Source organism: Streptomyces sp. NPDC047974 (genome assembly GCF_040653375.1).
In the GTDB taxonomy this organism is placed as follows: domain Bacteria; phylum Actinomycetota; class Actinomycetes; order Streptomycetales; family Streptomycetaceae; genus Streptomyces.
The window spans coordinates 32628-46300 of sequence record NZ_JBEZNU010000022.1 but is presented as its reverse complement, the minus strand read 5'-3'; the positions used below and the strand labels follow the sequence as shown (position 1 = coordinate 46300).

Annotated in this window: 13 protein-coding genes; 12 read left to right on the top strand and 1 reads right to left on the bottom strand. The window is 73.2% G+C overall.

Features of this window, described 5'->3' with window-relative positions; all coding sequences use genetic code 11:
• Both AB0E19_RS27225 and AB0E19_RS27220 read left to right on the top strand, forming a co-directional pair.
• Positions 1-1010: AAA family ATPase (locus tag AB0E19_RS27225; protein ID WP_362184818.1), on the top strand; the 1010-nt coding region annotated here is incomplete at its 5' end.
• Between the two features lie 135 nt (positions 1011-1145).
• On the top strand, positions 1146-1676 hold the full coding sequence (locus tag AB0E19_RS27220; RefSeq protein WP_362184817.1) for a YbjN domain-containing protein: 531 nt from the start codon (positions 1146-1148) through the stop codon (positions 1674-1676).
• A 59-nt stretch (positions 1677-1735) separates the two neighbouring features.
• Here the strand turns inward: AB0E19_RS27220 and AB0E19_RS27215 are convergent, their stop codons facing one another.
• The gene (locus tag AB0E19_RS27215) at positions 1736-2938 is read right to left on the bottom strand and encodes a pyridoxal phosphate-dependent aminotransferase (RefSeq protein ID WP_362184816.1); all 1203 of its coding nucleotides are present in this window, start codon (positions 2936-2938) and stop codon (positions 1736-1738) included.
• 590 nt (positions 2939-3528) lie between these two features.
• Here AB0E19_RS27215 and AB0E19_RS27210 point away from each other — a divergent pair.
• The 10 genes from AB0E19_RS27210 (at position 3529) to AB0E19_RS27165 (ending at position 13593) form a co-directional block, all read left to right on the top strand.
• Positions 3529-4047, top strand: a complete 519-nt coding sequence (locus AB0E19_RS27210; RefSeq protein WP_362184815.1) for a DUF2617 family protein — start codon at positions 3529-3531, stop codon at positions 4045-4047.
• Between the two features lie 74 nt (positions 4048-4121).
• Positions 4122-5804 carry a polyamine aminopropyltransferase gene (locus AB0E19_RS27205; RefSeq protein WP_362184814.1) on the top strand — a complete coding sequence of 561 codons (1683 nt, stop codon included), beginning with the start codon at positions 4122-4124 and terminating at the stop codon, positions 5802-5804.
• A gap of 73 nt (positions 5805-5877) precedes the next feature.
• Positions 5878-6720, top strand: a complete 843-nt coding sequence (locus tag AB0E19_RS27200; RefSeq protein WP_362184813.1) for an SRPBCC family protein — start codon at positions 5878-5880, stop codon at positions 6718-6720.
• Between the two features lie 91 nt (positions 6721-6811).
• Positions 6812-7603, top strand: a complete 792-nt coding sequence (locus AB0E19_RS27195; RefSeq protein WP_362184812.1) for an aldose 1-epimerase — start codon at positions 6812-6814, stop codon at positions 7601-7603.
• Between the two features lie 10 nt (positions 7604-7613).
• A complete protein-coding gene (pyrE, locus tag AB0E19_RS27190) occupies positions 7614-8162 on the top strand; it encodes an orotate phosphoribosyltransferase (RefSeq protein ID WP_359529726.1) in 549 nt (182 codons plus the stop codon).
• A 232-nt stretch (positions 8163-8394) separates the two neighbouring features.
• On the top strand, positions 8395-9417 hold the full coding sequence (gene fbaA, locus AB0E19_RS27185) for a class II fructose-bisphosphate aldolase (RefSeq protein WP_360602640.1): 1023 nt from the start codon (positions 8395-8397) through the stop codon (positions 9415-9417).
• A 74-nt stretch (positions 9418-9491) separates the two neighbouring features.
• Positions 9492-10667 carry a MalY/PatB family protein gene (locus tag AB0E19_RS27180; RefSeq protein WP_362184811.1) on the top strand — a complete coding sequence of 392 codons (1176 nt, stop codon included), beginning with the start codon at positions 9492-9494 and terminating at the stop codon, positions 10665-10667.
• A gap of 37 nt (positions 10668-10704) precedes the next feature.
• Positions 10705-12156: an MFS transporter gene (locus AB0E19_RS27175; protein WP_362184810.1), complete on the top strand. Its 1452-nt coding sequence runs from the start codon at positions 10705-10707 to the stop codon at positions 12154-12156.
• A gap of 50 nt (positions 12157-12206) precedes the next feature.
• Positions 12207-12620, top strand: coding sequence for a DUF3151 domain-containing protein (locus tag AB0E19_RS27170; RefSeq protein WP_360602634.1), 414 nt, complete (start codon positions 12207-12209; stop codon positions 12618-12620).
• 136 nt (positions 12621-12756) lie between these two features.
• The gene (locus tag AB0E19_RS27165) at positions 12757-13593 is read left to right on the top strand and encodes a DUF3152 domain-containing protein (protein ID WP_362184809.1); all 837 of its coding nucleotides are present in this window, start codon (positions 12757-12759) and stop codon (positions 13591-13593) included.
• Positions 13594-13673 lie beyond the last annotated feature (80 nt).

Here is a 13673-nt window from a genome sequence, read left to right as displayed (position 1 = left end):
AGAAGGACACCATGGTCAAGGAGGAGGTCGGGCCGGACGACATCGCCGACGTCGTCGGCGCCTGGACCGGCATCCCCGCCGGCCGCCTCCTGGAGGGCGAGACGCAGAAGCTGCTCCGCATGGAGGACGAGCTGGGCCGCCGGCTCATCGGCCAGTCCGAGGCCGTCCGCGCCGTCTCCGACGCCGTGCGCCGCACCCGCGCCGGGATCGCCGACCCCGACCGGCCCACCGGCTCCTTCCTCTTCCTCGGCCCCACCGGCGTCGGCAAGACCGAGCTGGCGAAGGCGCTCGCCGACTTCCTCTTCGACGACGAGCGGGCCATGGTCCGCATCGACATGTCGGAGTACGGCGAGAAGCACAGTGTCGCCCGCCTGGTCGGCGCGCCTCCCGGCTACGTCGGCTACGAGGAGGGCGGCCAGCTCACCGAGGCCGTCCGCCGCCGCCCGTACAGCGTCGTGCTCCTCGACGAGGTGGAGAAGGCGCACCCGGAGGTCTTCGACGTCCTGCTCCAGGTCCTCGACGACGGCCGCCTCACCGACGGCCAGGGCCGCACGGTCGACTTCCGCAACACCATCCTGATCCTCACCTCGAACCTGGGCAGCCAGTACCTGGTGGACCCCCTGACCGGCGACGAGGAGAAGAAGCAGCAGGTGCTGGAGGTCGTCCGGGCCAGCTTCAAGCCCGAGTTCCTGAACCGCCTCGACGACCTGGTGGTCTTCTCCGCGCTCGACCGCGCCGAGCTGGGCCGCATCGCCCGCCTCCAGATCGACCGGCTCGCCAAGCGGCTCGCCGACCGCCGGCTCACCCTGGAGGTCACCCCGGAGGCCCTGGAGTGGCTGGCCGAGGAGGGCAACGACCCCGCGTACGGCGCCCGCCCGCTGCGCCGCCTCATCCAGACGGCCATCGGCGACCGCCTCGCCAAGGAGATCCTGGCCGGCGAGGTCCGCGACGGCGACACCGTCCGCGTGGACCGCTTCGAGGACGACCTGATCGTCGGAAGGGCCGGCTGAGGGCTCGTACGGCTTCCCCGTGGCGACCAGGGGTGCGGATCCTGTCAGCCCGCAGCGGATCCGTACCGGCGGGGCTTGCCACGGACCGGCCGGGATGGGGGAGGATGGCGACATCCGTACGAAGGGAAATACACGGTGAGCATCGACCCGTCCTCGATTCCGAATTTCGGGGGTCAGCCCCAGCCCCAGGCAGGACCGGCGGGCCCCGTCGTCCCCGACCAGGACCTGGTGAAGCAGCTCCTGGAGCAGATGGAGCTCAAGTACGTCGTCGACGACGAGGGTGACCTCGCGGCGCCGTGGGAGGAATTCCGGACGTACTTCATGTTCCGCGGCGAGAACGAGCAGCAGGTGTTCTCGGTGCGTACGTTCTACGACCGTCCGCACTCGGCCGACGACCGCGCCAAGGTCCTCGACGCGATCGACGACTGGAACCGCCGCACCCTGTGGCCGAAGGTCTACACCCACCTGCACGAGGAGGAGGACGGCTCCGCCACCCTCCGTCTCATCGGTGAGGCGCAGATGCTGATCGGCACCGGCGTCGCCCTGGAGCACTTCGTCTCCTCCACGGTGAGCTGGGTCCGCGCCTCCATCGAGTTCGACAAGTGGATCGTCGAGCAGTTCGGTCTGGCCTCCCCGGAGGAGAAGACCGAGGGCGACGAGGGCTGAGCCCCTCCCCGCACGCCGGAAGCCGGGTCCCCCTCGCGGGGACCCGGCTTCCGGCGTTCTCAGCCCAGCCGCTTGAGCCGGGAGACGGCCTCCTCCAGGACGTCGGTCCGCTTGCAGAAGGCGAAGCGGACGAAGGGCGCGCCGGCCTCGCGGTGGTCGTAGAAGACGGCGTTCGGGATGGCGACGACGCCGGCCCGCTCCGGCAGCGAGCGGCAGAAGGCGAAGCCGTCGTCGGTGCCGAGGGGGCGGATGTCGGTGGTGACGAAGTACGTGCCGCGCGGCCGGTAGACCTCGAAGCCCGCCTCGGCGAGGCCCTCGCTCAGCAGGTCCCGCTTGGCCTGGAGGTCGGCGCGCAGGCCGTCGTAGTACGTGTCCGGGAGGCGCAGGGCCTCGGCGACCGCGTACTGGAAGGGGCCGGAGGAGACGTAGGTGAGGAACTGCTTCGCCGAGCGGACCGCCGAGGTCAGCTCCGGGCTCGCGGTGGTCCAGCCGACCTTCCAGCCGGTGAAGGAGTACGTCTTGCCGGCCGAGCCGATGGTCACCGTGCGCTCCCGCATGCCGGGGAGGGTGGCGATCGGGACGTGCTCGGCGCCGTCGAAGAGCAGGTGCTCGTAGACCTCGTCGGTGACGACGAGCAGGTCCCGCTCGACGGCCAGCTCGGCGATGGCGGTGAGCTCCGCCCGGGTGAGGACGGTGCCGGTGGGGTTGTGCGGGGTGTTGAGGAGGAGGAGCCGGGTGCGCGGGGTGACCGCGGCCCGCAGCTCGTCGAGGTCGAGGACGTAGCGTCCGTCGGCGGCTCCGCCGCGGGGCCCCTCGTGGGGGCGGAGGGTGACCGGGACCCGGGTGCCGCCCGCCATGGCGATGCAGGCCGCGTACGAGTCGTAGTACGGCTCCAGGGCGATCACCTCGTCGCCGGGGCCGACCAGGGCGAGGAGGGCGGCCGCGATGGCCTCGGTGGCGCCGGCGGTGACCAGGACCTCGGTGTCGGGGTCGTACTCCAGGCCGTAGCGGGCGCGCTGGTGGTCGGCGATCGCGGTGCGCAGCTCGGGGACGCCGGGGCCGGGCGGGTACTGGTTGCCGCGGCCGTCGCGCAGGGCGCGCACCGCCGCCTCGCGGATCTCCTCGGGGCCGTCGGTGTCGGGGAAGCCCTGACCGAGGTTGATCGATCCGGTCCTGGCGGCGAGCGCGGACATCTCGGCGAAGATCGTGGTCCCGAACTCCGCGAGCCGGCGGTTGAGCAGCGGTCGTGTCATGGCGGTCATCCTGGGCCGAAGCTCTGGACTTGCTCAAGTGCGCTTTGGGCCGGGGGCGGGGCGGGAATTCCCCGGGCAGAGGCGGCAGGGTGCCGCCGCACGGGGGTGATGAGGATGACGTTCGTGGTCATCGTGTTCGTGATCGTGGTGGTCGTCGGCCTCGCCGCGTCGAGCGTCGGCGGCGGGAGCAGGGGGAGGAAGCGGCGCGGCGGCTGGTCCGGCGGCGGGAGCGGCGGGAGCAGCTGCGGCGGGTCGAGCTCGTGCGGCTCCAGTTGCGGGGGAGGCGGCTGTGGCGGAGGTTCTTAGAGGGTCAACGGGTGAGGAGCGGGGCGGGATTGACGTCCTGAGCGCCTCTGTCGGTCGCTCGGCGATCGATTCTGTTTGAACAATTGAACGTTGGGGTCCCCGAAGGGGATGGAAACCAAGGCAAGTTGGGTAAAAACGCTGCGAGTCGCCCGACGTACGTGGTTCTCTCGCTCGTGTCAGAGACAGCCCTCGGACCGTGTGTGGACCCGAGCCGGTGCCTCCCCCCACTCCTGCTGGACCCTCTCCGGGGCGCCCCCGGCCCACCCGTCAAACCGTGTTTGCGGAGCCGACCCATGCTCACCACCCTGAAGACTTCCTACACCGACACGCGCGCGGCCGACCTGGCCTGGGCCCTTGGCCGCGAGCCGCTGCCCGCGCTCGCCGTGCTCGATCTCGAACTCTCCGGCGCGAAACTGCAGTTGCGGCTGCTGGGCGCCTCCCACCAGGTCCTGCTCGAAGAGGAGGGCCGCCACTGCTCCGAGACCGTCGCCTGCATGCCGGGCAGCAGCACCCCGCTGCCGCTCGGCGTCTCCAAGCGCGTCGGCGAATGGGAGTACGAATTCGCGGCGCGCGTCGAGACGCTCTCGCAGGGCTCCTTCGCGGGCCGGGCGCAGGAGCTGCTCGCGCTGGTCGCCGACCATCCGCACGGCCTGGCCGGCACCTTCCCCGGTTCGCCGCACGCCTTCACCGCGATGCTGGCGCAGCGTCACGAGGGCCAGGTGCGCTGGCGGACCTGGCACGCCTACCCGCAGGAGGGCCAGCTCGTGGTCACCCGTACCAGGATCGGCGCACGTATGCCCGCCACACTCTGATGCGCCCCTTCGGCGCCTCAGGTGCACTCGTGTGGGTGACAAAGGGCGAGGAGGTCGTGACGTAGCGTTACGGCATGATCGAGCCGACCGTGACCCTGCCACCCACGAGGGTGCGCCGACCGCCGCCGCGGCCGCGCGCCACGGTGCGGTGGCCGGTCCTCGTGGTCGTCTTCGTCTGCGCCGCCTGCGGTCTCGTCTACGAGCTCGAACTCGTCGCCCTCGCCTCGTACTTGATCGGCGACTCGGTCACCCAGGCGTCCGTCGTGCTGTCCGTCATGGTCTTCGCGATGGGCCTGGGCTCGCTGCTCGCGAAGCGGCTGCGCTGCCGCGCCGCCGTCGGCTTCGGCCTGATCGAGGGCGCCCTCGCGCTCGTCGGCGGCACCTCGGCGCTGGTGCTGTACGCGTGCTTCGCCTGGATCGGCGCCTCACGCGGCGTCCTGGTGGCCTTCTCGCTCATCATCGGGATCCTCATCGGCGCCGAGATCCCGCTGCTCATGTCCCTCATACAGCGGGCGCCGGAACGGTCCGTCGCCACCGGCCGGCCGCGCCGGGTGCGGCGCCCCGCCCCGGCCGGCGACCCCGACGACACGGCCGGCACGGTCGCCGACCTGTTCGCCGCCGACTACGTGGGCGCGCTCGTCGGCGGGCTCGCCTTCCCCTTCCTGCTGCTGCCCTGGCTCGGGCAGCTCACCGGGGCGCTCGTCACCGGCGCGGTCAACGCCGTCGCGGGCGCCGCCCTGGTGCTCTGGTTCTTCCGCCGCGACCTCACGGCCCGCGGCCGGGCCCTCGTCGTCGGGGTCAACCTCGCCGTCCTCGGCGTGCTCGCCACCGCGACCGTCCTCGTCGACGACTTCGAGGAGGCCGCCCGCCGGGCCGTGTACGGGGAGCGGGTGCGGGTCGCCGTCCACACCGAGCTCCAGGAGGTGGTGGTCACCGGCGGCCCCGACGGCCCGCCCGACCTCTACCTCGACGGCCGGCTGCGGGTCGCCGGAGAGGACGAGTACCGCTACCACGAGGCGCTCGTCCACCCCGCGATGAACGGGCCGCACGCGCGCGTGCTCATCGTCGGCGGCGGCGACGGCCTCGCCGCCCGCGAGGTGCTCCGCCACCCCGGGGTCCGCGCCGTCACCGTCGTCGAGCTCGACCCCGGCGTCGTCCGGCTCGCCCGCACCGACCCCGCGCTCGCCGCGCTCAACGGGCACGCCTTCCGCGACCCGCGCGTCGGGGTCGTCCACGCCGACGCCTTCCACTGGCTGAGGGGCGCCGCCGGGCGCGTGCAGGAACGGTACGACGTGGTGATCTCCGATCTGCCCGACCCCGGGATCACCCACAGCACCAAGCTGTACTCCCAGGAGTTCTACGGCCTCGCCGCGGGCGTCCTCGCCGACGGCGGCCGGCTCGTCGTGCACGCCGGGACCGCCACCGACCGGCCGGCCACCTACTGGACCGCCGACGCCACCCTGCGCGCCGCCGGCTACGCCACCCGGCCGTACAGCACCGAGGGCCGCACCCCCGGCTTCGCGGCCGGCCCCGACCGGGCCGGACGGGCGGGCGCCGGACGCGCCGGACCCGACGACTGGGGCTTCCTGCTCGCCGTCCGCGGCGACCGGCCGCCCGTCCTCGGGCTCGCCGCCGACGGGCCCCCGCTGCGCTCCCTCGCCCCCCGCGACCTGCCCGCCGCCGCCCGCCGTGCCGAGCGCACCCGGATCACCGGGCTCGCGCCGTCGACGCTGGTGCACCCCCGGTACTGCAACTGAGCGGAGGACCCGGTGCGCGGGTCCGTCGCGGAACGGGCGACGCCGGGCGCCCCGCTGAGTAGGCTCGGGCCCCATGGAGCATGAGGTGTTCGTCCCGGTCCCGGCCGAGGCCCTGCGGGCCACCCTCACCGACCCGGCGCGGGTGGCGCGCTGCGTGCCGGGCCTCCAGCGCGACGCCTCCGCGGACACGGAGGACGCCTCCCCGTCCGGGCAGGACGTCGTCGGGAGGTTCCGGCTCCGGGTCGGCGGGCACACCATCACCTACCGCGGCGGCCTGCGGATCGTCGACCGGGACGGTGCCATCACCTACGAGGGCGAGGGCACCGAGGCCCGCGGCAAGGGCGCCGCCGAGGTCTCCCTGACCGTCGTCCTCACCCCGGCGGCCGAAGGCACCGGGCTCAGCTTCACCGGCGCCCTCACCGCCACCGGCCGGCTCGCCGAGGAGCCCGAGGAGGCCCGGGACGCCGCCCGCGACCGCCTCCTGGACGCCTTCGTGGAGGCCGCCGCGGCCCTCGCGGCCGAACTCGCCGCGGAGCCGGGAGCCGAGCCGCGCCCCGAGCCCGGCCCCGACGGGGCGACCTCCTTCGGCACCGGCGACGGCACCGGCATCGGCGCCCTCGACGGCGACGACCCCACGGGGGAACCCGGCTTCGGCGAGGACGTCCGCCACGAACCGGCCGCCGCGCAGGAGTTCCCCGCCGCGAAGCCCGCCGCCGAGGCCGCCCACGCCCGCCGGACGATGATCGGCCGGAGCGCCGAGGAGGTCGACCACGCGCCGCCGCGCGGCCGGTACGCCCCCGTGCCGGCCCCCGCTCCGAGCGGCGCCGGCGCCACCCTCCGCTGGGTCGCCCCGGCCGCCGCCCTCGCCCTCGCCTCCGCCGTCGTCGTCACCAGGGCGCTGCGCCGCCGCCGTTGAAAGGCCCCGGGAGAGTCCCGCGCCGGCGCTCCCGGAAAGTCCCGCGTTGAAACGGTCCAATCCGGCGGGCCGCAGGACTTAGGGTCGGGGCGTGAGCAACCTGACGCGACTGACGGCGGGCGACGCCGAGCTGACCATCAACGCCGAGCGCGGCGGCCGGATCGAGAGCCTGCGCCTCGCGGGCACCGAGGTCCTCAAGCAGGGCGAGCGCTACGGCAGCTTCCCGATGGTGCCCTGGTGCGGCCGGACCGAGAACGGCCGGTTCCGTGACGGGGCCACCACCCACCAGCTGCCCGTCAACGCGGCCCCGCACGCCATCCACGGCACGGTCCGCGACCGGGCCTGGACGGTGGCCCGGGCCACCGCCGCCGAGGCCGTCCTCACCTGCGAGCTCGACGACCCGTGGCCGTACAAGGGGCGCGTCACCCAGGTGCTCGAACTGGCCGAGGACCGGCTGACGCTGACGTTCGGGGTGGAGGCGTACGACGACTCCTTCCCGGCGCAGGCCGGCTGGCACCCCTGGTTCCTGCGGAACCTCGGCGCGGGCGGCGAGGACGTCCGCCTCGGCTTCACGCCCGGCTGGCAGGAGGAGCGCGGCGGGAACCACCTGCCCACCGGCCGCCGCATCGCCCCGCTGCCCGGACCCTGGGACGACTGCTTCGGCATGCCGGACGGCGTCGACGTCACCCTCACCTGGCCGGGCGAGCTGGAGCTGAAGGTGACCAGCCGCGCCGAGTGGGTGGTGATCTACGACGAGCCCGAGGACGCCGTCTGCGTCGAGCCGCAGTCCGGCCCGCCGAACGGCCTCAACACCCACCCGCGCCTCGTCACCCCCATCGACCCGCTGGAGGTCGAGAGCGTCTGGGCGTGGCGGCGGCTTTAAGCTGCTGCGCATGACTGACGTACGCGCTGAACTGCTCCAGCAGATCAAGGACAAGGCCGTGGTGCACGGCAAGGTGACCCTCTCCTCGGGTCTGGAAGCCGACTACTACGTGGACCTGCGCCGGATCACGCTGGACGGGGCGGCGTCGCCGCTGGTCGGCCAGGTCATGCTCGACCTGGTCAAGGACCTCGACTTCGACGCGGTCGGCGGCCTCACCCTGGGCGCCGACCCCGTCGCCACCTCGATGCTGCACGCCTCCGCCGCGCGCGGCGAGCGCCTGGACGCCTTCGTCGTCCGCAAGGCCGCCAAGGCCCACGGCATGCAGCGCCAGGTCGAGGGCCCGGACATCAAGGGCCGCCGGGTCCTGATCGTCGAGGACACCTCGACCACCGGCGGCTCCCCGCTGACCGCCGTCGAGGCGGCCCGCGCGGCCGGTGCCGAGGTCGTCGCCGTCGCCACGATCGTGGACCGCGCCACCGGCGCCGGCGAGAAGATCAGCGGCACGGCGGGCGTCCCGTACCTCTACGCCTTCGCTCTTGACGAGCTCGGACTCTCCTAGTCGCACGGACGAACCGCCGCGAAGTCGTGACTTAGGTCCCGGACCTCGACGAATGCGGTTCTGACCTGCACTTTTACCGAAAGGCGGGGTGTTTCACGTGAAACACCCCGCCTTTCGGCATGCGGCGCCCGTGGGAGCCCGTACAAGAGTCTGGAAAGATGGCACCGACGATGACGTCGCCCTAGGTCAGGGATACAGCAACGCACACCCGCACATCACAAGGAGCGGACGAATGCCCATCGCAACCCCCGAGGTCTACGCCGAGATGCTCGACCGGGCGAAGGCTGGCAAGTTCGCCTACCCGGCCATCAACGTGACCTCCTCCCAGACCCTCCACGCGGCGCTGCGCGGGTTCGCCGAGGCCCAGAGCGACGGCATCATCCAGATCTCGACCGGTGGCGCCGAGTTCCTGGGCGGCCAGTACAGCAAGGACATGGTCACGGGCGCCGTCGCCCTGGCCGAGTTCGCCCACATCGTCGCCGCGAAGTACGACATCACCGTCGCGCTGCACACGGACCACTGCCCGAAGGACAAGCTGGACGGCTACGTCCGCCCGCTGCTCGACGTCTCCGCCGAGCGCGTCGCCCGCGGTGAGAACCCGCTCTTCCAGTCGCACATGTGGGACGGCTCCGCCGAGACCCTCGCCGACAACCTGGCCATCGGCCAGGAGCTGCTCGCGAAGGCCGCGGCCGCCAAGATCATCCTTGAGGTCGAGATCACCCCGACCGGTGGCGAGGAGGACGGCGTCACCCACGAGATCAACGACGAGCTGTACACCTCCGTCGACGACGCGATCCGCACCGCCGAGGCCCTGGGCCTGGGCGAGAAGGGCCGCTACCTGCTCGCCGCCTCCTTCGGCAACGTGCACGGCGTCTACAAGCCGGGCAACGTCGTCCTGCGCCCGGAGCTCCTCAAGGACCTCCAGGCCGGCGTCGCCGAGAAGTTCGGCCAGGCGTCCCCGTTCGACTTCGTCTTCCACGGCGGCTCCGGCTCGACCGCCGAGGAGATCGCCACCGCCATCGAGAACGGCGTGGTCAAGATGAACCTCGACACCGACACCCAGTACGCCTTCACCCGTCCGGTCGTGGACCACATGTTCCGCAACTACGACGGTGTCCTGAAGGTCGACGGCGAGGTCGGCAAGAAGTCCACCTACGACCCGCGCACCTGGGGCAAGCTCGCCGAGGCGGGCATGGCCGCCCGCGTCACCGAGGCGTGCGAGGCCCTGCGTTCGGCCGGCAAGAAGCTGAAGTAAGCCGTGACCGAAGGGCCCGGCACCCCCGCGCGGGTGCCGGGCCCTTCGCGTACCCGAGGAGAGCGAGGAGCTCGATGGACGACTTCGACGAGATACGGGACCGGCGGGGCACCTGGTCGGTGCAGTGGGACGGGATCGCGGACCGCTTCGGCGTCTCCGACCTGCTCCCCTTCACCATCTCCGACATGGACTTCGCGTCCCCGCCCGCGGTCCTCGACGCGCTGCGCTCCCGGATCGACCACGGGGTCTTCGGCTACACGGACTGGCGGCTCGGCGGGTCCGACGGCTTCCGCGAGGCGGTGCGCCACTGGTACGCGAGCCGGTACGACACCGCGATCGACACCGAGGCCCTGGTCTACGCGCCCTCGGTGCTCAGCCAGCTCTCCCAGCTGCTCCAGATGTGGACCGAGCCCGGTGACGGCGTCGTCGTCCACACCCCCACGTACGACGGCTTCCGCAAGGCCGTCACCGGGCTCGGGCGCGAAATGCGCGGGGTCCCGGTCGGGGACACGGCGGCGCTGGAGCGGGAACTGGCCCGCCCGGACAGCCGGATGCTGCTGCTCTGCTCGCCGCACAACCCGACGGGCCGGGTGTGGACCGAGAAGGAGCTCACCGACTTCTACGAACTGGCCGAGTGGCACGACGTGACCGTGGTCAGCGACGAGATCCACGCCGACCTCACCGCCGAAGGCCACCGCCACGTCCCGTGGAGCCGGATCGCCGAGCCCGGCCGGGGCTGCGGCTGGGCGCTGATCACCTCGGGGACCAAGGCCTTCAACTTCCCGGCCCTCTCCGGCTCGTACGGCATCATCGGCGACCCCGACGAGCGGACGGAGTTCCTGCGGCGGATGGAGACGGCCGAGGGACTCGCCTCCCCGGCCGTCCTCTCGCTCACCGCCCACATCGCCGCCTACCGGCACGGCGCGCCCTGGCTCGACGGGCTCCGCCGCTATGTCGCCGGAACGATGGACATGGTCGGGGAACGGCTCCGCGCGGGCCTGCCGGGGGTCGAGTGGAGCCCGCCGCAGGCCGGCTACCTCGCCTGGATCGACCTCCGGCCGCTGGGCATCGACGAGACGCGGCTCCAGGAGGAACTGGTCCGTACGGAGAGGGTCGCGATCATGCCCGGCGGCACGTACGGCACGCCCGGCTTCGTCCGGCTCAACGTGGGCTGCCCCCGCGCCAAGGCCGAACGGGGCGTGGACGCGCTGGTCAGGGCGGCCACACGGCTGCGGACCGATGGCGGCTGAGGAGGCAGGAGCCTCTGGGACGGGGGACCATGCAGGCATGAGCGTGGCCGCCCCCGAGGTACGGATGGCCTCCGCCCGAGGGCGGTGGATCGTCCTCACGACCGTGCTCGGCTCGGCGATGGCCCTGCTCGACTCGACCGTCGTCAACGTCGCGCTGCCGCACATCGGCGAGGACCTCGACGCCGACCTCGCGGCGCTCCAGTGGACCGTCAACGCGTACATGCTGACGCTGGCCGGGCTGATCCTGCTCGGCGGCTCGCTCGGCGACCGGTACGGGCGGCGCCGGATCTTCGTCGTCGGCGTCGTCTGGTTCGCGCTCGCCTCGCTGCTGTGCGGCCTCGCGCCCGACGCCGGCGTGCTCATCGCCGCGCGGGCCCTCCAGGGCGTCGGCGGAGCGCTGCTCACCCCCGGGTCGCTCGCGCTGATCCAGGCGAGCTTCCACCCCGACGACCGGGCCCGCGCGGTCGGCCTCTGGTCCGGCTTCGGCGGGGTCGGGGCGGCGGTCGGGCCGTTCGTCGGCGGCTGGCTGGTCGACGGGCCCGGCTGGCGGTGGGTGTTCCTCCTGAACGTGCCGCTCGCCGCGCTCTGCGTGCCGGTCGCGCTGCGCCACGTCCCCGAGTCCCGCGACGAGGCGGCGCACGGCCGCCGCTTCGACGTGCTCGGGGCGGTGCTCGGCGCGGCGGCGCTCGGCCTCGTCACCTACGGGCTGATCGACGCGCTCTGGTGGGCCGGGGCGGCCGGTCTCCTGACCGGGGCCTGCTTCGTGGTGGTGGAACGGCGGCGCGGCGAACGGGCGATGATGCCGCCGTCGATCTTCCGCTCCCGGCTCTTCACCGCGGTCAACGTGGTGACCCTGTGCGTGTACGCGGCGTTCGGCGGCTTCTTCTTCCTCGCCGCGCTCCAGCTCCAGGTCGTCTCGGGCTACTCGGCGCTGGCCGCCGGTACGGCGCTGCTGCCGACGACCGTGCTGATGCTGCTGCTCTCCGCGAAGTCCGGCGAGCTGGGGGAGCGGATCGGGCCGCGCATCCCGCTGACCGTCGGCCCGCTGCTGTGCGCGGCGGGAATGCTGCTGATGCTGCGGGTCGGGGAGAACCCCTCGTACGTACGGGACGTGCTGCCCGCCCTCGTCGTGCTCGGCCTCGGCATGACCGTGCTGGTCGCGCCGCTGACCGCGACGGTCCTCGCCTCCGTCGACGTCGCCCGGGCGGGGCTCGCCAGCGGCATCAACAACGCGGCGGCGCGGGCGGCCGGCCTGGTCGCGGTGGCGGCGCTGCCGCTGCTGACGGGCATGGGGCCGACGGCGTACCTCTCGGCGACGGAGTTCGACGCGACCTTCGACCGGGCGATGCCCATCTGCGCCGGGGTCCTCGTGCTGGGCGCCGCGCTCTCCTGGGCCACCCTGCGCGCCCCCCGTCCCGCCCCCTGCCACCCCACCTGCAGGACCCACTGCTCCCTCACGGCCCCGCCGCTGGATCCGGGCTCCGAGTAACCGCGAGGTATGCCCGCAACGGAGGGGCGGGGCTGGGGCAGACTGGGGGGATGGTTACGCATGAGAATCTGCTCGGGGGGCCCGCCCCCACCCTTCTGCCCGACGACCCCGGCCCCCGTGAGGCCCTCGCGCAGGGCACCGCCCCCGCCGACGTCGCCGCGAAGTACCCGACCTCCTCGCTGGCGTGGGCGCAGCTCGCGGACGACGCCTTCGAGGCCGGCCGCGTGGTGGAGTCGTACGCCTACGCCCGCACCGGCTACCACCGCGCCCTGGACGCGCTGCGCCGCAACGGGTGGAAGGGGCACGGCCCGGTCCCGTGGGAGCACGAGCCGAACCGCGGCTTCCTGAGGGCCCTGCACGCGCTGGCCCGGGCCGCCGGCGAGATCGGCGAGAAGGACGAGTACGAGCGCTGCACGACCTTCCTGCGGGACTCCTCGGAGACGGCCGCCGAGACCCTGGGCTGACCGGGCCGTCACCCCCGGCCGGTACGATCCCCGGACCGGCCTGAAACAGGGGGGAACTGTCGTGGGCAAGCGGGGAGCGTCCGACCGGCGCCGAGTCGACCGGCGGAGCGGGCGGAGCCGCGGTGCGGGGACGCGCGTGACGCGCCGGGGCCGGCTCGTCCTGTCGACCCTGGTCCTGATGGGCGTCTCGCTCGGCGCGGGCGTGGCGCTCGCCCACTTCCAGGAGAAGCGGGAGGAGGCGACGGCCGCCGCCGGGGCCCCGCGGTCCGGGGCGACCGCGGAGCCCGCGCCCACCACGACGGCCGCGCCGAAGCCGACGCCCACGCCCACGCCGAAGCCCACGCCGAGCAAGAAGCCCAAGCCGAAGCCGACGCCGACCGCGACGAAGAAGAAGACCCCGACCGTGCCGCAGTCCGGTCCGGGCACCTTCACCTCCGTCACCGCCTCCGGCCGGATCACCGGCACCAGCGGCACCCTGCGCCGCTACCGGGTGCAGATCGAGGACGGCGTCGACCTCCCGGCCCGGGGGACCGCCGAGGAGATCGAGGCGATCCTCGCCCATCCGCGCAGCTGGGCCGCGCACGGCCGGGGCCGCTTCCAGCTGGTGGCGTCGGACGCCGACTTCGTCATCCGGATCGCCACTCCCGACACCGCCGACGCGCTCTGCGCCCGCCAGGGCTTCAACACGCACGGCGAGCTGAACTGCGAGACCGCCGACGGCGTCGTGGTGAACCTCAAGCGGTGGATGCTGGGCTCGCCGACCTTCGCCGGGCCGCCGGAGGAGTACCGGCACCTGATCATCAACCACGAGGTCGGCCACGAGATCGGCATCCGGCAGCACATGGGCTGCGGGGGGCCGGGGAAGCCCGCGCCCGCGATGATGCAGCAGATCAAGGGCCTCAACGGATGTCGTTCGAACGCTTATCCGTATAGCGAAGAGGGGATCTACATCACCGGTCCGATCGTGTCATGATGCGCTTGGGACGCGTGCGAAGGAGCGCGCCTCCCGAGGGGACCGGAGCTCCCGTGGCGCGCCGCTGAGCGCGCACGGTG

What these genes read in the sequence shown, in the direction of transcription:
- AB0E19_RS27215 (WP_362184816.1), bottom strand. Translation starts at nt 2,938, where the DNA reads ATGACCGCCATGACACGACCGCTGCTCAACCGCCGGCTCGCGGAGTTC.
- AB0E19_RS27210 (WP_362184815.1), top strand. Translation starts at nt 3,529, where the DNA reads ATGCTCACCACCCTGAAGACTTCCTACACCGACACGCGCGCGGCCGAC.
- AB0E19_RS27205 (WP_362184814.1), top strand. Translation starts at nt 4,122, where the DNA reads ATGATCGAGCCGACCGTGACCCTGCCACCCACGAGGGTGCGCCGACCG.
- AB0E19_RS27200 (WP_362184813.1), top strand. Translation starts at nt 5,878, where the DNA reads ATGGAGCATGAGGTGTTCGTCCCGGTCCCGGCCGAGGCCCTGCGGGCC.
- pyrE (WP_359529726.1), top strand. Translation starts at nt 7,614, where the DNA reads ATGACTGACGTACGCGCTGAACTGCTCCAGCAGATCAAGGACAAGGCC.
- fbaA (WP_360602640.1), top strand. Translation starts at nt 8,395, where the DNA reads ATGCCCATCGCAACCCCCGAGGTCTACGCCGAGATGCTCGACCGGGCG.
- AB0E19_RS27180 (WP_362184811.1), top strand. Translation starts at nt 9,492, where the DNA reads ATGGACGACTTCGACGAGATACGGGACCGGCGGGGCACCTGGTCGGTG.
- AB0E19_RS27175 (WP_362184810.1), top strand. Translation starts at nt 10,705, where the DNA reads ATGAGCGTGGCCGCCCCCGAGGTACGGATGGCCTCCGCCCGAGGGCGG.
- AB0E19_RS27170 (WP_360602634.1), top strand. Translation starts at nt 12,207, where the DNA reads ATGGTTACGCATGAGAATCTGCTCGGGGGGCCCGCCCCCACCCTTCTG.